This is a genomic window from Streptomyces azureus, from assembly GCF_001270025.1.
GTDB lineage: Bacteria > Actinomycetota > Actinomycetes > Streptomycetales > Streptomycetaceae > Streptomyces > Streptomyces azureus.
In genome coordinates this window covers 352,913-370,666 of the sequence record NZ_DF968533.1, presented here as the reverse complement: position 1 = coordinate 370,666, position 17,754 = coordinate 352,913, and the positions used below count along the sequence as shown (strand labels likewise).

General features: G+C 71.3%; 12 protein-coding genes. 4 read left to right on the top strand and 8 right to left on the bottom strand.

Translation table 11 applies throughout. The features are described 5' to 3' along the window. Nucleotides 1-71: 71 nt before the first annotated feature. Nucleotides 72-485, top strand: coding sequence for a hypothetical protein (locus AOQ53_RS39700; RefSeq protein WP_148640447.1), 414 nt, complete (start codon nt 72-74; stop codon nt 483-485). 119 nt (nt 486-604) lie between these two features. On the opposite strand, the gene AOQ53_RS39695 is transcribed toward AOQ53_RS39700, so the two are convergent. The 3 genes from AOQ53_RS39695 to AOQ53_RS39685 form a co-directional block, all read right to left on the bottom strand. Beyond that, complete coding sequence (locus AOQ53_RS39695) at nt 605-2,206, bottom strand: serine/threonine-protein kinase (protein ID WP_059424921.1); 1,602 nt, start codon at nt 2,204-2,206, stop codon at nt 605-607. Between the two features lie 169 nt (nt 2,207-2,375). Beyond that, a complete protein-coding gene (locus tag AOQ53_RS39690) occupies nt 2,376-4,859 on the bottom strand; it encodes a protein kinase (protein WP_059425045.1) in 2,484 nt (827 codons plus the stop codon). A 153-nt stretch (nt 4,860-5,012) separates the two neighbouring features. Next, the gene (locus AOQ53_RS39685; protein ID WP_059424918.1) at nt 5,013-7,040 is read right to left on the bottom strand and encodes a serine/threonine-protein kinase; all 2,028 of its coding nucleotides are present in this window, start codon (nt 7,038-7,040) and stop codon (nt 5,013-5,015) included. Nucleotides 7,041-7,223: 183 nt separating this feature from the next. On the opposite strand from AOQ53_RS39685, the gene AOQ53_RS39680 reads away from it, so the two are divergent. Beyond that, nucleotides 7,224-8,267 carry a serine hydrolase domain-containing protein gene (locus AOQ53_RS39680; protein WP_059424917.1) on the top strand — a complete coding sequence of 348 codons (1,044 nt, stop codon included), beginning with the start codon at nt 7,224-7,226 and terminating at the stop codon, nt 8,265-8,267. Nucleotides 8,268-8,354: 87 nt separating this feature from the next. Here AOQ53_RS39680 and AOQ53_RS39675 read toward each other — a convergent pair whose 3' ends face one another. Continuing rightward, entirely contained in the window at nt 8,355-10,061 is a 1,707-nt protein-coding gene (locus tag AOQ53_RS39675) for a glycerol-3-phosphate dehydrogenase/oxidase (RefSeq protein ID WP_078945717.1), read from the bottom strand. A gap of 292 nt (nt 10,062-10,353) precedes the next feature. Here AOQ53_RS39675 and AOQ53_RS39670 point away from each other — a divergent pair, with 292 nt between their 5' ends. Further along, a complete protein-coding gene (locus tag AOQ53_RS39670) occupies nt 10,354-11,562 on the top strand; it encodes a nucleotide sugar dehydrogenase (RefSeq protein WP_059424914.1) in 1,209 nt (402 codons plus the stop codon). 654 nt (nt 11,563-12,216) lie between these two features. Here the strand turns inward: AOQ53_RS39670 and AOQ53_RS39665 are convergent. The 4 genes from AOQ53_RS39665 to AOQ53_RS39650 form a co-directional block, all read right to left on the bottom strand. Continuing rightward, the gene (locus AOQ53_RS39665; protein ID WP_059424913.1) at nt 12,217-13,341 is read right to left on the bottom strand and encodes a GuaB3 family IMP dehydrogenase-related protein; all 1,125 of its coding nucleotides are present in this window, start codon (nt 13,339-13,341) and stop codon (nt 12,217-12,219) included. A gap of 116 nt (nt 13,342-13,457) precedes the next feature. After that, a complete protein-coding gene (gene guaB, locus AOQ53_RS39660) occupies nt 13,458-14,963 on the bottom strand; it encodes an IMP dehydrogenase (protein WP_059424911.1) in 1,506 nt (501 codons plus the stop codon). Nucleotides 14,964-15,102: 139 nt separating this feature from the next. Next, the gene (locus AOQ53_RS39655; protein WP_059424910.1) at nt 15,103-15,690 is read right to left on the bottom strand and encodes a sigma-70 family RNA polymerase sigma factor; all 588 of its coding nucleotides are present in this window, start codon (nt 15,688-15,690) and stop codon (nt 15,103-15,105) included. Between the two features lie 694 nt (nt 15,691-16,384). Further along, the gene (locus AOQ53_RS39650; RefSeq protein ID WP_003948568.1) at nt 16,385-16,996 is read right to left on the bottom strand and encodes a response regulator transcription factor; all 612 of its coding nucleotides are present in this window, start codon (nt 16,994-16,996) and stop codon (nt 16,385-16,387) included. 380 nt (nt 16,997-17,376) lie between these two features. On the opposite strand from AOQ53_RS39650, the gene AOQ53_RS39645 reads away from it, so the two are divergent. Then, the gene (locus tag AOQ53_RS39645; RefSeq protein WP_031119978.1) at nt 17,377-17,706 is read left to right on the top strand and encodes a WhiB family transcriptional regulator; all 330 of its coding nucleotides are present in this window, start codon (nt 17,377-17,379) and stop codon (nt 17,704-17,706) included. The last annotated feature ends 48 nt before the right edge of the window (nt 17,707-17,754 follow it).

Sequence of the window (17,754 nt, the reverse complement as noted above, 5' to 3'; positions counted from 1 at the left end):
CCCCATATAAGACAAAACGGGTGGCTGGAATCATGCTGTCATGTGAATCATGGAAGTCTTACCTTTTCCTTATGGGAAACACATGGAAGCGCTTTTCAGTCACGAGCGTCGCAGCGGTGGCAATATTCGCCACGACCACAGTGACCAATGCCAACGCGGCGAGTGGCGGAGCCGCGTGCTCGGTGACCGGCGCCTCGGGGAGCATGACGTTCACCAACTGGACATCCGACTACGTGGACATCAGCGGTTGGGTCAAGGACACCGCTGCCGATGGTCACCATGTGGCCATCAGATTCAGATCCATTGACCACTACACCGGATGGGTGACGGACTGGCCCTGGCGTACCGAATACGACGGAGACGGATCGACTACCTCCTTCACCACATACGCAAACCCCTCCGGCGATGATCTCGACTCCATCGGCGCGCAGGTGGCGGTCAGGGAAGGAACCAAGATCGTCCGTTCTTGCACGGACTGGGCCTGAGCCCCGGCGCGACAACCAATGTCATCGCGATGACGTATCGGCCCACGCCATGTCCGGTTGGGCCGATACGCGGCCGCCTTCCGTGCGGTCGTCGTCCACGTAGGTCACGACGTTCTCGATCAACCCTCCTGGAAGCCCCGCAGGATCCAGTCGAACTGCTTCCTGGTGGTGGCCCAGTCGTCGGTCGGTGAGGCCGCGTAGATGGAGTACTCGGTGCCGTCACCGTCCATGTACCCGACGTCGATCGCACGGTAGGGCCCCGGGAAGTAGTGCGGCGCGTCCTTGGCCAGCGCGTTCCACGTGTACTCCCAGCGGGCGCCCGGCTGATCGCGGAAAAGCTCCTCCTTGAGGCGCAGACCCTTGTAGTCCCGCAGCCGTGAGACCCGCTGTTCCAGGTTGCTCATGTGCTCGTAAGAGGTGCTGAAATCCGGTGCGGTGTCGACGGCGACCCGCACGAGGTGCTTGCCCTTGTCGGGCGAGTAGTCGACCTGCCGGAGGCCGTCCTGGTCGATGGAGACGGACCGCTTCCACCCCTTGGGCAGGGGGATGCTGAAGCCCACCGGGTCGTGGCGCCGCACCCAACCGGCTGGAACCACCCCCTGACCGCCCTCGTCACTCGGCGTGGCACTGGCGCTCGGAGTCGACGCAGAGGCGGAGTTGCCGGGGCCGGCCGTGCCGAATTGCTGCAGCGCGACCGCGGCTCCCGCACCGATGACCGCGGCAAGGGCGACGACGAGGGCGGCCGTTCGCAGACGGCGCCCCCCTTTCGGGGGCGCGGCGGACGGGCCGACCTGGGTGACGGCGGTCTGGTGCGGCCTGGTGACACCGGTCCGCGGCTGCTCGTGGGGCCCCTGATGTCCGTACGACCCGTGCCGCGTCGGCACGTACACCTGTGCCGCGCTCGGGCGCCGTCCCTCCACCGCCTCGACCAGCATCTGCTCGGCCTCGGACGCGTCGGGCCGGGTGACCGGATCCTTGCGCAGCAGGGCGGTGATGACGGGCGTGAGCGGACCCGCGTACTGAAGCTCGGCGGCCTCCTCCTCGACCACGGCCTGCATGGTGGTCAGCGGTGTGGTGCGGCGGAACGGCGACCGGCCCTCCACCGCCGTGTAGAGCGTCGCGCCGAGCGCCCACAGGTCGGAGGACGGGCCCGGATCGTGGCCGCGCACACGCTCCGGCGCCAGGTAGTCGACCGAGCCGACGACCTCTCCGGTCCGGGTGATGGTCGTGTCGCCCTCGATCTGGGCGATGCCGAAGTCGGTGAGCAGGACACGCCCGTCCCGGGCGAGGAGGACGTTGCCCGGCTTGACGTCGCGGTGCAGGACACCGGCGGTGTGCGCGGCGCGCAGGGCCCGCAGCACCCACATGCCGATGCGCGCCGCCTCACGCGGCTCGACGCGCCCCTCCTCCTTGACCGCGTCGGCCAGGGAGCGGCCCTCGACCAGCTCCATCACGATCCACGGGCGGCCGTCGTGCTCCAGCACGTCGTGCACCGTGACGACCGCGGAGTGGTTGATCCGCGCGGCGGCCCTGGCCTCGGCCCGGGTGCGCGCCAGCAGGATGGCCTGCTCGCTCTCGGAGACGTAGAGGGCAGCCGTCAGCTCCTTGATGGCGACGGACCGGTGCAGCACCTCGTCGTGTGCCCGCCATACCCGACCCATACCGCCACTGCCGATGGAGTCGGCAAGCCGGTAGCGGCCCGCGACGAGCAGGCCCTGCATCTGATTCACGTTGCCCCGCAATGGTCTTGACAGGGTCAGCGTAAGGACCCGCCCCTCCCCAGGGAACAAGCGGGGTACCACGGTGACCGCACTGTGACGGTTGCAGCCGTCTGGGACTGGAGGGAACCGTGAGGTGAACCTCCAGTGCACGGCAGTCGGGGTCAGGAGATCATTTCGTCGCCCGGTACGTCGCCGCCGCCTGGTCGTACAGCCGCGTCACCTCGTCCCGTTCGGACTCCGGGCCGCGCACCTGGATCACGTGGTACCGCCCGTCGACCAGCATCGCGAGGTTGCGCACATACAGCTCGCCCCCGTCGTCGCCGGTCCAGGTGAACTGCCCCTCGGCCATGGTCCGCCCGCCCACCTCGATCGTCTTCAGCCCGGTGGAGGTGGCCCAGCTGGAGTCGCGGTACGGCTGCAACTCGCGCTCCTCCTCCCGCTGGTACGCCATCGGATCGCTGCCGTACTCCGACGCGCTGTCCCGGCCCGGTACGACGATGAGCTCGAAGTCGCCCTTGGCGTAGACGACCTGGCCGCTGCCGCCCCGCGAGGTGCGGTCCCAGCCCTCGGCGACGGCGACCTGGAAGCCCGCCGAGTCCTTGCGCAGGGTGAAGCCGTCGGCGACCTCGGGGCCGGTGGTCTGTGTCTGAGTGGAACCGGCCGACGTCGACGGGCTCTTCTCCGGCTCGGGCGACGCCCGGTCGGGCCGGGGCTCGCCGCTGGCGTCCGGCTCGGGCGCCTGGCTGACCTCACCGGCGGCACCGGTGCGGTCGGTGCCCTGCGCGCCGTCGGTCGCCGACTTGGGCATGAAGAGCATGGCGTAGGCGACCGCCGCGGCCATCGCGAGCAGGACGAGCAGGAGCAGGATGCGGCCCAGCCGGTGCGGCGACCGCGAGTCCTTCTTGGCCCGCTTGTGCCGCCCGTGGTGCGCGGGCAGCCCGGCCCGCCGTCTGCGCACGAGCTCGCCCCGGCGCCGTACGACGGGCAGCCGGCTCGCGTCGACGGGCGGGGCCGCGACGACGTGCACACCGGCTTCCGGCTCGGGCGCCGAGCGCACGAGCGAGCGCAGCCAGCCGCGCAGTTCCTCGAAGTCGAGGCGCTCGGTCGGGTCCTGACGCAGCAGCGACTCGACGACCGGCCTGAGCGGCCCGCACTCCTCGGCGTACGCGGGCGGTTCCGCGCACACCATCTGCACCAGCTCGGCCGTCGACTCCTCCGGGTAGGGCGCATGCCCCTGTACGGCCCTGAAGAGCAGCGCGCCGAGCGCCCACAGGTCGGTGGCGGGGCCGATCGGCGCGGCCAACTGCCAGTTCTCGTGCACGGGTCCGGCCTGCTCCGGCGCCCAGCGCTCCGTCACGGGCCCCACCACGGCCATCCGTGCCTGCCGCGCCCGCTCGGCGGCCAGCGCCGTGGCCGGACCGCGCCGGGGCGCGGGGGTGTGGGCGACCAGGTCGTCCCACCGGGTGGCCTCGCTGTGGGCAGCGGGGTCCGAGGCAGGGGGAAGAGCCGCCTGCTCGTGTCCCTGCGGCGAGGGCGCACTGCCCGTTCCGCCTCGGGGTGTGGCGCCGTGCCAGGCGGTCGTGCGGGGAGCGCCGCCGACGCCGTAGGGGTCGGCTATCTGCCCCGGCGCGCTCTGCCCGGGGAGGTACGGCGACCGCGCCGGGCCGTTGCTGTGGGGCCCGGGCCCGCTGTCCGGGGCGGGCCGGGCACCGGGCAGCGCCGCGCGGCCGTTCTGCTGCGTCTCCTGGACCCGGGCGGCGGCCCGGGTACCCGCCCGGTAGGCCGCGATCGCCCCGGCTCGCGCGGCCCTCGGGTCCTCACCGTCCTCCACGCTCCTGCGGGCCGGCACGGCCGAGCCCCCGCTCCCCGTGCCGGCTCCGGCCGCCGGCAGCCCGCGGGCCTCCCGAGCCTCTATGGCGGCACGCCGCGCGGCCTCGGGATCGGTCGCGCCGCCGAGACTTCCCGGGCCGCCGGCACCACCGGGGCCATCGACCAGCCCGGCGCCGGCGGTCTCCTGGCCGGGTTCGTCGAAGGCCGGTGCCGGAACGGGGTCGTAGCCGCACAGTGCCTCCTCCGCCGCGCCCACCGCCAGCCCGGTCAGCATCACCCGGCCGTCGTCACAGACCAGGACCGTCCGCGCGGTGATGTTCCGGTGCACCCAGCCATGCGCGTGCAGCACCCGCAGCGCCGTGAGGACGTCGGAGGCGACCTCGGCCGCCCGGTACGGCGTCAGCGGCTTCTCGGCGAGCAGCGCCGCCAGCGGACGCGCGGCCACCAGCTCGCTGACGATCCACAGCGAACCGCCCTCGGCGAACACGTCGAAGACCTGGTCGAGCCGGGGGTGGTCGGGAATGGCCGCCGCGGCCTGCGCGGCCTCGACCGCGCGCCGTACCACCGGGTCCGTGGGCCGCCGGGTGCCCGGACGGGCTCCGGGCCGCCGCGCGCCACCGTCACGTGCCGTGAAGCCGTCGGGCAGACCCTCCGCGTCGAGGACCTCCGCCTCGACCACCTCCGGCAACGGCACTGCCCTGACCAGGACTTCCTGTCCGCTGTAGGTGTCGAAGGCCCGGGACTCGGTGAGTTCGTACTCGTCGGACGGCGGCAGCGGCAGGCGGTAGCGGTCGGCGAGCACCCGTCCCGCGTAGTCGTCCACGTTGCCTCCCCCGGCAGCCTGGTCGGTCACATCCGTTCGCCCCACGGTCCGTTCCGGCTGCGTACGGTCCGCAAACATTCACGATACGTGCCGCAGACAACCCGCAATGCGGGGATGCCAGATCTCACTCCCCAAACCCGGGCCCGCTCATGCTCAGGACTTGGGTTCGAAGGTCTTCGTCAGCGTCCGCCAGGTCTCCTTGCGCAGCTCACCGTCCCAGTCGGCCGCCTTCGCCGTGTACATCAGCGCGTACCCCTGCCGGTCGTCGACGACGAAACCGCGGTCGATGGTCCGGTACTTGGTGCCGCTCTCCACGTAGGTGAACTCCCAGTCGGCCGTGTTCCAGCTCCGGTAGTCCACCTGCTCTATTCGGAGCTTCTTGTACTGCGCGCGCTGCATGTAGCGCTCCTGGCTCTTCCAGTCCGCCACCGGGTCGCCCTTGGGCGTGGACGTCCAGGCGATGAGCAGCTTCTGCCCGTCGGGCCCGGTGAACCGGTCGCCCGCGGCCCCCGTGGACTGGTACTTCCACCCCTTCGGCAGTCCGATCGAGTACCCCTGGCTGCCCTGGTGCGTCGATTCCGCGGCGGTGCCCTTGCCGCCGCCGGAAGACCCGCCCGCTTGGTCGCCGGACGTGCTGTTCGCGGAGGGCTTCGACGGCGCGGGCTGTGTCGTCGCGCTGTCGGTGCGCGTGCCGTCGCTCTCGTCGCCCTTGGTGTCGGCACTGCTCGACGCGGTGGCGACGGTCTTGCCGCCGCTCTCGCCGGCGGCCCCCTTGGAGTCCTTGTCGTCTCCGCTCAGCGCGATGGCGAGCACGGTGCCGATCACGGCGAGCGCCACGACCACCGCGATGATCACCAAGGTCCGCCGCGGCACGACGTCGGTGAGCGGCGCCCTGGGCGGCGCGGGCCGCGGCGGCAGGTCCGGCGGCGTCATGACGGGCCACCCCGAACTCCCAACTCCGGGGGCCGCCTTCGCCCCCTGCGCACCCCACTCACCGGCCCCGGCGGCCGCCCCCGAGGCCGACGCCGAACCGGACTTCGAGACGGCCGCTCCCGTGCCCCCGCCCCCGGTCTTCCCGCCCCCCGGCCCGGAAGAAGCCGTAGCGTCGGCGGACTCGGTCCGGGACGCGGCCGACGCCCCGGCCGTTCCCGCAGCGGTCTTGCGCACGGAACGCAGCGCCCCGCGCAGCCGCTCCCCGGGCTCCTCGCCCCGCTTGCCCCCGGCCCCGGCGGAACTCCCCTTGCGGGAGGACTTCTCCGGCTGCGCCGGCAGCGGCACGACCTTCGTCGCGTCCAAGGGCTCCGGCTCGGTCTTCTCGGGCGCGTGGATGACCGAGTTCAGCATTGCCCGGGCGCCCGCGTCGTCGAGCCGCTTGGCGGGGTCCTTGGTGAGCAGTCCGTGGATGACCTCCCGCAGCGGGCCGGCGTTCTTCGGCTCCTCCAACGGCTCGGTCATCACCGCCGTGAGAGTCGCTATGGCCGACCCTTTGTCGTACGGCGGCGAGCCCTCCACCGCCGCGTACAGCAGCCCGCCGAGCGACCACAGGTCGGCGGCCGGGCCCGGCTTGTGCCCGCGCGCCCGCTCCGGGGAGATGTAGGAGGGCGCGCCGACGAGCATGCCGGTCGACGTGATGGACGGGTCGCCCTCGACCTGGGCGATCCCGAAGTCCGTGAGCACGACCCGGCCGTCCTCGGCGATCAGCACGTTCGACGGCTTCACGTCGCGGTGCAGGATGCCCTCGCGGTGCGCGGACCGCAGCACGTCCAGGACGGCGAGCCCGACCTCCGCGGCCCGCTTCGGTTCGAGGAGGCCGTCCTCCCGGATGACCTCGGCGAGCGACTTGCCCTCGACGAGTTCCATCACGATCCAGGGCCGGTCGTCCTCCTGGACGACGTCGAAGACCGTCACGGCGCTGTTGTTGCGGATCCGCGCGATCGCCTTGGCCTCGCGCAGCGTCCGGGTGATCAGCCGCCGCTTCTCCTCCTCGTCGATGTTCGACGGGAACCGCAGCTCCTTGACGGCGACCGTCCGACCAAGGGTCTCGTCCTCGGCCCGCCACACCGTGCCCATGCCCCCGCGGCCGAGCACTTCGCCCAGCCGGTAACGCCCCGCGAGGAGACGCTCCCTGTTGTCCTGACGAGTGTCCTGACGAGATGTGCCCGCCCGCTCCGCCTCCGACATGCGTCCCCTCATACAACCCCGCCCTGACAGAGCCTCCATTGTCTCTCACCCGACAAGTGCCCAGCGCCCAGGGGCCCCCTGGCGGAACGCCCCCGCCGGTCCGCACACCGGAACCCGGCTGCGGCACACCGCGCGCCGCCTTGCATGATGGGCCCCCGACGCCCCGCCGAGGGAGGAGCCCGCGTGCCGCCCTTTCGGACATTGCTGGCCCTGCCCGTGTCCGTCGCCCTCCTCGGCCTGCCTCCGGCCGATTCGTCGGCTCTCTCCGCTCCGCCCACGGACGCGGTTCTCCCGCTACTGGTCACCCAGGGCAGAGCACCCGCCGCGGCCCTGCTGGCCCGGGAGGGAACCACCACCCGCTATGCCCACGCCGGGCAGGGAATCGCCCGGTCCGACCACTTCCGCGCCGGCAGCGTCACGAAGACGTTCATGGCGACGGTCGTGCTGCAACTGGCCGCCGAGCACCGGCTGTCGCTGTCCGACACCGTGGAGCAGCACCTGCCCGGCCTGGTGCGGGGCGCGGGCAACGACGGCCGCGCGCTGACCCTTCGTTCCCTGCTCACCCACACCAGCGGCCTGTACGACTACACCAGGGACACCGGCGGAACCGCACCCGTCACACCCCGTCAGGCCGTACGCATCGCACTCACCCACCCCCCGGACGAACGCGGCCGCTTCTCCTACTCGAACACCAACTACGTCCTGCTCGGCCTGGTCGTGGAGCAGGTCACCGGCCACTCGTACGCCACCGAGGCCGAGCGCCGCATCATCACTCCCCTGGGCCTGACAGGCACCTCCTTCCCTGGATCCCGCTCCTCGCTGCCCTCTCCGCACGGCCGCGCCTACGCCGCCGACGGAACCGACGTCACCGATCTCGACCCGCGGGTGGCCGGCGCCGCGGGCGAGTTGGTGACCACCCTCGCCGATCTGGACCGCTTCTACTCGGCCCTGCTCGGCGGCCGGCTGCTGCCCCCGCGCGGGCTGCGCGAGATGCTCGACACCCGTGCAGCACACGGCGCGTACGGCATGGGTCTGTTTCCCGAGAAACTGCCGTGCGGCACCACGGTATGGGGGCACAACGGGCACATATCCGGCAGCTACGTGCGCACCGCAGCCACCGTCGACGGCCGGCGTGTCCTCACCTTCCGCGTGAACACGGACGCGATCGCAGATCCCGGTCTCGAACCCGCGGTACTCGAGGCCGAGTTCTGCCCGCGCACCTCGTAGAACGACCGGGTTCCGAACGAAGATCCCGATTCCCGACGCTCGTTCGGGTGATGTCGGGAACGCCGCCCGGTTCGCGGGAACAGCCGCCTACAGCGGCACGATGTCCGGCGCCCCCAGCCGGGCCGCGTCCGCCGTCAGGTCGTCCGGCTGGCGCTGCGACTCCCGCTCCGCCTCCACCCGCTTCTCGTAGTGCTGCACCTCGCGCTCGATCTGGTCCTTGTCCCAGCCGAGGACCGGGGCCATCAGCCCGGCGGCGTCGCGAGCGCTGCGCGTGCCCCGGTCGAAGGTCTCGATGGAGATGCGCGTACGCCGGGTCAGCACGTCGTCGAGGTGCCGCGCCCCTTCGTGCGAGGCCGCGTACACGATCTCGGCGCGCAGATAGTCGTCGGCCGCCACCAGAGGCTCGCCCAGCGACGGGTTCTCGGCGATGAGGGCGAGGACCTCCTCGGCCAGCGTGCCGTACCGGTTCAGCAGGTGTTCCACCCGCACCACATGGAGTCCGGTCCGGGCCGCGATCCGCGCCCGCGCGTTCCACAGCGCCCGGTAGCCCTCGGCGCCCAGCAGCGGCACGTCCTCGGTGACGCACTCGGCGACGCGCATGTCGAGCCCGTGCACCGCCGCGTCCACCGCGTCCTTGGCCATGACCCGGTAGGTGGTGTACTTGCCGCCCGCCACGACGACGAGCCCGGGCACGGGATGCGCCACGGTGTGCTCGCGCGACAGCTTGCTGGTGGCATCCGACTCCCCCGCGAGCAGCGGCCGCAGGCCCGCGTACACGCCCTGGACGTCGTCCCTGGTGAGCGGCACCGCGAGCACCGAGTTCACGTGGTCCAGCAGGTAGTCGATGTCGGCACTGGACGCGGCAGGGTGGGCCTTGTCGAGGTCCCAGTCGGTGTCCGTGGTCCCGACGATCCAGTGCCGGCCCCAGGGGATGACGAACAGCACGGACTTCTCCGTGCGCAGGATCAGCCCGGTCGTGGAGTGGATCCGGTCGCGCGGCACCACCAGGTGGATGCCCTTGGACGCCCGTACGTGGAACTGGCCGCGCTCGCCGACCATCGCCTGGGTGTCGTCCGTCCACACGCCGGTCGCGTTGACGACCTGCTTGGCGCGGATCTCGTACTCGCCGCCGGCCTCGACGTCCTGCACCTTCGCGCCGACGACCCGCTCGCCCTCGCGCAGGAAGCCCGTGACCCGCGCGCGGTTGGCGGCCTTCGCGCCGTACGCCACCGCCGTGCGCACCAGGGTCGCCACATAGCGGGCGTCGTCCATCTGGGCGTCGTAGTACTGAAGCGCCCCGACCAGCGCGTCCTTCTTCAAGCAGGGCGCCACGCGCAGGGCGTGAGAGCGGGTCAGATGGCGGTGCATGGGCAGGCCCCGGCCATGACCTCGCGCCATGGACATGGCGTCGTACATCGCGACGCCCGACCCGGCGTACAGGCGCTCCCAGCCCTTGCGCTGCAAGGGGTACAGGAACGGCACGGGCTTCACCAGATGCGGGGCGAGCCGCTCCAGCAGCAGGCCGCGTTCCTTCAGGGCCTCCCGTACGAGCGCGAAGTCGAGCATCTCCAGATAGCGCAGGCCGCCGTGGATCAGCTTGCTGGACCGGCTGGAGGTGCCGGACGCCCAGTCACGCGCCTCGACCAGTCCCGTGGACAGGCCCCGGGTCGCGGCGTCGAGTGCGGTGCCCGCACCGACCACGCCTGCGCCCACCACCAGCACGTCCAGCTCGCGCTCGGCCATAGATGCGAGTGACTCGACGCGCTGCGCCGGCCCGAGTGTCGCTGTCCTCACCGCTGCCTCCCGCTCATCGCGGCGGCTGGTGCCGCCTCGGTCGCGCAGGCCGCACCCGTCGGGTGAGACCCCGTCCGTATCCCCCATGCCCAAATTCTGACCGTGTTGCCCGACTTCAGCCACCACGGGCCGTAAGCCTGTGGACAACGCTCACGGAACACTCACCGAAACTCGGGCGAGCAATCCCGCATATCGGTCATATTTACTCCTAGTCTGACATTGCGCTCGCCCGTCCTGTCCACAGGGCTTGCGCACCTGTCCCACTTCGGCTACTGGGAAGGACGGCCACGCCATGCCCGCAGATCTCGCCGTCATCGGACTCGGCCCGTACGGCCTGCCCCTGGCCCAGGCCGCCGTCGCCGTCGGTGTCGCCACCATCGGCTACCGGACCGGCCCCGAGGCCGGCTCCCTCAGCGCGGCCGAACAGCGCCGGATGCTCTCGGGGGGCTTCCGGCCGGCCACGAACGCCGCCGAGCTCGGCCGGGTGCGCACCGCGGTCATCTGCGCACCGACCCCGCGGGGCGCGGACGGCGGACTCGACCTGAGCCAGCTGGAGACGGCCGCCCGCACCCTGGCCGCACACCTGCGCCCGCACACCACTGTGATCCTGGAGTCCCCTGTGTACCCAGGGACCACAGAGGAAATCCTGCGCCCCCTCCTCGAAGAGGGATCGGGTCTGCGCGCGGGCCGCGACTTCCACCTCGCCTACTCCCCCAGCCGCGTCGACCCCGGCAACCGCGACTTCACCCCCGCCAACACCCCCAAGGTCCTCGGCGGCCTCACCCCGGCCTGCACGGAGTCGGCCGCCGCCTTCTACGGACGGCTCACCGACAAGGTGGTACGCGCGCGTGGACCCCGCGAGGCGGAGACCGTGCAGCTCCTGGAGACCAACTACCGGCACGTCAACATCGCCCTCGTCAACGAGATGGCCGTCCTCTGCCACGACCTGGGCGTCGACCTGTGGGACGTCGTCCGCTGCGCCGAGACCAAGCCGTTCGGCTTCCAGGCCTTCCGCCCCGGCCCCGGCGTCGGCGGCCACGCCGTCCCGCAGGACCTGACCGCCCACGGCGGCCGCACCCTGCGCATGGTGGAACTGGCCCAGCAGGTCAACAGCCGGATGCCCGGCTACGTCGTCCAGCGCGCCGCCACGCTCCTCAACGAGCACGGCAAGTCGGCCCGGGGCGCACGCGTGCTGCTCCTGGGCGTCACCTACAAGCCCGACCTCGCCGACCTGCACGGCACGCCCGCCCAGGAGATCGCCCTGCGCCTGATGGAACTGGGCGCCTCGGTCAGCTACCACGACCCGCACGTCCCCACCTGGAGCGTCCTCGACCGCCCCGTCCCCCGCGTGGACTCCCTCTACGAGGCGGTCGCCGACGCGGACCTGACCGTCCTCCTCCAGCAGCACCGCACATACGACCTGCAAGGCCTGTCAGTGAAGGCACAGCTGCTGCTGGACACCCGGGGGGCGGCGCCCACGGGGGCGGCGCATCGGTTGTGAAGAGGGGCGCGTGGGGGCGCTGAGCCCCCTGGGCTGGTGGCGCGGGGCACCCCGCCGCCAGTACCTTGGGAGACGGTGGAGCCCACCGCAGAGGGCACTGCGGCAGGCTCCTGGATGGATCACGGAGTGTCCGCCCCTAGCTCTCTTGGGGGCGGCCGCTCACCATCCGAAGCAAGGCGGAGCCCACCGCAGAGGGCACTGCGGCAGGCTCCTGGATGGATCACGGAGTGTCCGCCCCTAGGTCTCGTGGGGGCGGCCGCTCACCATCCGAAAAGTCGCAAGATCCACCTCCTCCGGCACTGCACCATCCGAAGACGGAGTCGGTCCCAGCGGGTGGACTTACGGTGGCGTCCCATGGGCGCCCCCTTCCACGACGCCACCCATTGGCCCGGTAGGCAGCACGTCGGAATCGGGCCGGGCCCCGAGGGGCCGGGGTCCGGAACCGTGTCCTTGGAAGGGGGCACCCAGAAGAACCTGGGGCGCCGATCACGGACACTAGCGCCTCGAAACCGCCCTCCACCGCGCCATCCGGCCCGAAGGCAACCACGCGCCCCCATACGCCAACACGCGCCCCGCCAGGGCCAGTTGGGCACGCCAAAGGGCCTGGTCACTCACCCGAGTGACCAGGCCCTTCCTCGTCCTGGGGGCTACCGACTACCGCCGGTGCTGCGAGTCCGCCACCGTCACCTCGACCCGCTGGAACTCCTTCAGCTCGCTGTACCCGGTCGTGGCCATCGCCCGCCGCAGCGCGCCGAAGAGGTTCATCGAGCCGTCGGGGGTGTGGGACGGGCCCGTGAGGATCTCCTCGATGGTGCCGACCGTGCCGAGGTCGACCTTCTGGCCGCGCGGGAGCTCCTCGTTGACGGCCTCCATGCCCCAGTGGTTGCCCTTGCCCGGGCCGTCGGTGGCGCGGGCGAGCGGGGAGCCCATCATGACCGCGTCGGCGCCGCAGGCGATCGCCTTGGGCAGGTCGCCGGACCAGCCGACACCGCCGTCCGCGATCACGTGCACGTACCGGCCGCCGGACTCGTCCATGTAGTCCCGGCGGGCCGCGGCCACGTCGGCGACCGCCGTCGCCATCGGCACCTGGATACCCAGCACGTTGCGCGTGGTGTGCGCGGCGCCGCCACCGAAGCCGACCAGCACGCCGGCCGCGCCGGTGCGCATCAGGTGCAGGGCCGCGGTGTACGTGGCGCAGCCGCCGACGATCACCGGGACGTCCAGCTCGTAGATGAACTGCTTCAGGTTCAGCGGCTCGTGCGAACCGGAGACGTGCTCGGCGGAGACCGTCGTACCGCGGATGACGAAGAGGTCCACGCCCGCGTCGACGACGGCCTTGGAGAACTGGGCCGTGCGCTGCGGGGAGAGCGCCGCGGCCGTGACCACGCCCGAGTCGCGCACCTCCTTGATCCGCGCGCCGATCAGCTCCTCCTTGATGGGCGCGGCGTAGATCTCCTGGAGGCGCCGGGTCGCCGCCTCGGCGGGCAGCTCGGCGATCTCGTCGAGCAGCGGCTGCGGGTCCTCGTAGCGCGTCCACAGGCCCTCGAGGTTGAGCACGCCCAGGCCGCCGAGCTCGCCGATGCGGATGGCGGTGGCCGGGGAGACGACCGAGTCCATGGGGGCGGCCAGGAACGGCAGCTCGAAGCGGTAGGCGTCGATCTGCCAGGCGATCGAGACCTCCTTCGGGTCCCGCGTACGGCGGCTGGGGACGACGGCGATGTCGTCGAAGGCGTACGCCCGGCGGCCGCGCTTGCCGCGCCCGATCTCGATCTCAGTCACGTCTGTGGCCTTTCCCTGTTGCGTTTCAGCGTCTTCCAGTATCGCCGACGGGCACGACGAGGGCGGCCCCGGATGCTCCGGGGCCGCCCTCGCTGTGCCTCACGCGCGCGTGGCCGTCACTTGCTACGGCTGTAGTTCGGCGCCTCGACCGTCATCTGGATGTCGTGCGGGTGGCTCTCCTTGAGGCCCGCCGAGGTGATCCGGACGAAGCGGCCCTTGCTCTCCATCTCCTCGATGGTGGCGGCGCCCACGTAGCCCATGGTCTGGCGCAGACCGCCGACGAGCTGGTGCAGCACGTTGGCCAGCGGGCCGCGGTAGGGCACCTGGCCCTCGATGCCCTCGGGCACGAGCTTGTCGTCGGCGGCCACCTCGGCCTGGAAGTAGCGGTCCTTCGAGTACGACCGGCCCTGGCCCCGGGACTGCATCGCGCCGAGCGAGCCCATGCCGCGGTAGGACTTGAACTGCTTGCCGTTGATGAACTGGAGCTCGCCGGGCGACTCCTCGCAGCCGGCGAGGAGGCTGCCCAGCATCACCGTGTCGGCGCCGGCGGCCAGCGCCTTGCCGATGTCGCCGGAGTACTGCAGACCGCCGTCACCGATCAGCGGGACGCCCGCCGGACGGGCCGCGAGGGACGCCTCGTAGATGGCCGTGACCTGCGGGACACCGATACCGGCGACGACCCGGGTGGTGCAGATCGAGCCGGGGCCCACGCCGACCTTGATGCCGTCGACGCCGGCGTCGATCAGCGCCTGGGCGCCGTCACGGGTGGCGACGTTGCCGCCGATCACGTCGACACCGACACTCGACTTGATCTTCGACATCCAGCTGAGGGCGTTGCTGTTGTGGCCGTGCGAGGTGTCGACGACCAGGAAGTCCACACCGGCCTCGGCCAGCGCCTGGGCCCGCTCCAGCGCCTCGGGGCTGGCACCGACGGCGGCACCGACGATCAGGCGGCCCTCGGCGTCCTTGGCGGCGTTGGGGTACTGCTCGGCCTTGACGAAGTCCTTGACCGTGATGAGGCCCTTGAGGACACCCGCGTCGTCGACCAGCGGAAGCTTCTCGATCTTGTGGCGGCGCAGCAGCTCCATGGCGTCCGGCCCGGAGATGCCGACCTTGCCGGTCACGAGCGGCATCGGGGTCATGACCTCGCGCACCTGACGGGTGCGGTCGGTCTCGAAGGCCATGTCACGGTTGGTGACGATGCCGAGCAGCTTGCCGGCCGGGTCGGTCACCGGAACGCCGCTGATGCGGAACTTGGCGCACAGGGCGTCGGCCTCGGCCAGCGTCGCGTCCGGGTGCACCGTGATGGGGTCGGTGACCATGCCGGACTCGGAGCGCTTCACCAGGTCGACCTGGTTGACCTGGTCCTCGACGGAGAGATTGCGGTGCAGTACGCCGACGCCGCCCTGGCGGGCCATGGCGATCGCCATGCGGGACTCGGTGACCTTGTCCATCGCCGCGGAGAGCAGCGGGATGTTCACCCGGACGTTGCGGGAGATGCGGGACGAGGTGTCGACCGCGTTGGGGAGCACCTCGGATGCACCCGGCAGCAGCAGCACGTCGTCGTAGGTCAGCCCGAGTGTCGCGAATTTGTCGGGCACGCCGTCGACGTTGGCAGTCATGACACCTTCCCCAAATGGCCTTGATCGGTGCGGATGTCCATGCTAACGGGAAGCAGAGAGCCCGAATTCCAGTGTTCCGCCTGACCGGGGGCTTCGTATCTTCGTACGGAACCGGCGCACTCCCTGTTCAACGAAGGCACTACTGCTCGGCGAGCGCCCTCAGCCTGCTCAGGGCCCGGTGCTGGGCCACACGGACCGCGCCGGGTGACATTCCCAACATCTGACCCGTCTCCTCCGCCGTCAACCCCACCGCGATCCGCAGCAGCAGCAGCTCCCGCTGGTTCTCGGGCAGGTTGGCCAGGAGTTTCTTGGCCCATTCCGCGTCGCTGCTCAGCAGGGCGCGCTCCTCCGGGCCCAGGGAGTCGTCGGGCCGCTCGGGCATCTCGTCCGAGGGGACGGCCGTCGAGCCCGGGTGCCGCATCGCCGCGCGCTGGAGGTCGGCGACCTTGTGCGCGGCGATGGCGAACACGAACGCCTCGAAGGGGCGCCCGGTGTCCCGGTAGCGGGGCAGCGCGAGGAGCACGGCCACGCAGACTTCCTGGGCGAGGTCCTCCACGAAGTGCCGGGCGTCGCCCGGGAGGCGGGACAGACGGGTGCGGCAGTAGCGCAGGGCCAGGGGATGGACATGGGCGAGCAGGTCGTGCGTGGCCTGCTCGTCCCCGTCGACGGCGCGGTGGACGAGCGCGCCGATCGCCCCTCGGGCATTGACCGCCTCGTCGTCGCGCATCGGTCCATGGTGCCTTGCGGCCGCCGGGTCCGTGGCACCGCGCCCGTTGTTGTGCACCGAAGCGTTATGAGCAGGTGCGCCGGAACTCATACCCTGCGCCCTCCCCTTCCGCTCGACCGACTCGTCCCCGAGGAACTCCACACCCTCAAGGATGCGGCATCCGCGGCGAAACGAGCAGCGGGCATCCGGCGGACCCCCGGCCCGCCCCCGCCGACCTGGCTTTCCGTACCCCCATTGCGACCGCCGCCACATCCGCGATCGTCCCCAGGGCCTGCCGTTCGGATCATCCCGGGGACGCGGGTCCTCGCAGGCACCCTCCCGAGCTCTCGCCCTCGCTCGGGCAGGGCGGGACCCCCACCGGCGTTGTCGTCGGCCGCCGGCTTGCGCACGCGCTGGTGCGGCTCGCGCGGGGGCATCCGCATGCCCCCGCTCCCCGGCTCGCGCCGGACACCGCGCGTGGAAGCCGGCCCGATCCGAAGGACAGGCCCCAGGGGGTGTCCGCGAAGTCCGGCCTGCCCTGCGACGCCCGGCACTCCCCCAAGCTCTTCGAGCAGGGGGGACCTCCACTCTCGGCGCACCGGGCGACCACCCGCGTACCACCAGTACGCGGGCATCCGCCTGGCACGCCGAGAGCACGCACCGAACGCCGCAGCGCCCGCCCTCCGGGCGGACGCCGGGACTTCGCGGACACCCCCTAGCGCACCAGCCCCCACCGGAAGCCGAGCGCCACGGCGTGGGCCCGGTCCGAGGCGCCGAGCTTCTTGAACAGGCGCCGGGCGTGCGTCTTGACGGTGTCCTCGGAGAGGAACAGCTCGCGGCCGATCTCCGCGTTCGAGCGGCCGTGGCTCATGCCTTCGAGGACCTGGATCTCACGCGCCGTGAGCGTCGGCGCGGCACCCATCTCGGCCGAACGCAGCCGGCGCGGGGCGAGCCGCCAGGTCGGGTCGGCCAGGGCCTGCGTCACCGTCGCGCGGAGTTCCGCGCGGGAGGCGTCCTTGTGCAGATAGCCGCGGGCACCGGCGGCGACCGCGAGGGCCACACCGTCCAGGTCCTCGGCGACGGTGAGCATGATGATGCGCGCACCGGGGTCGGCGGACAGCAGCCGCCGGACCGTCTCGACGCCGCCCAGTCCGGGCATGCGTACGTCCATCAGAATCAGGTCCGAGCGGTCGGCCCCCCAGCGGCGGAGGACTTCCTCGCCGTTGGCCGCCGTCGTCACGCGCTCTACGCCGGGCACGGTTGCGACCGCGCGACGGAGCGCCTCTCGGGCAAGCGGGGAGTCGTCGCAGACGAGGACGGAAGTCATGGCCGCCCTCCGCAGCTGATGCGCGTCACCTTGAGCCTCCAGGCTGGTACGAAATCGTCACCTGTGCGGTCGACCGTCTCGGACGCCCGCCCGAGCACTTGTTCCTTCAACCGCCTCGCACTCTCAACGACGGTCACTCGAAAGAGTTACGGGGGTGGCTGACATCTTCGGCACTCTACGTGAGGGGCCGAACACGGTGCAGATATGCGCAACAGACCCTCGAACTTTCATCACAAGCTATGCCCCATTCAGACCCTTTTCTTCCGCTTTGCCGGTGTCTGGAGCTAGATTCGCAATGAGTCATATTTTCATCTCCTTAGATCGTAGTTGTACGGTCGTGGACACCAGATCCGCCCAGAACGGCTACAAGGGGTCACGTAATGGCAGATTTCTCCCGCCTTCCCGGACCGAACGCGGACCTGTGGGACTGGCAGCTGCTGGCTGCCTGTCGTGGGGTGGACAGCTCGCTCTTCTTCCATCCGGAGGGCGAGCGCGGTGCGGCTCGGAGCGCTCGCGAGAACTCGGCCAAAGAGGTCTGCATGAGATGCCCTGTGCGTGCCGAGTGCGCTGCCCACGCGCTGGCGGTGCGTGAGCCGTACGGCGTGTGGGGCGGGCTGACCGAGGACGAACGCGAAGAGCTGATGGGGCGGGCGCGCAACCGGCTGGTGTCGGCGTCGACATCCGGCGGGCACGCCGCCTCGAACAACTGAAGGAACGTTTCTGCGAGACAGGCACGCGCACGCGTGCCGTTGGTTTTT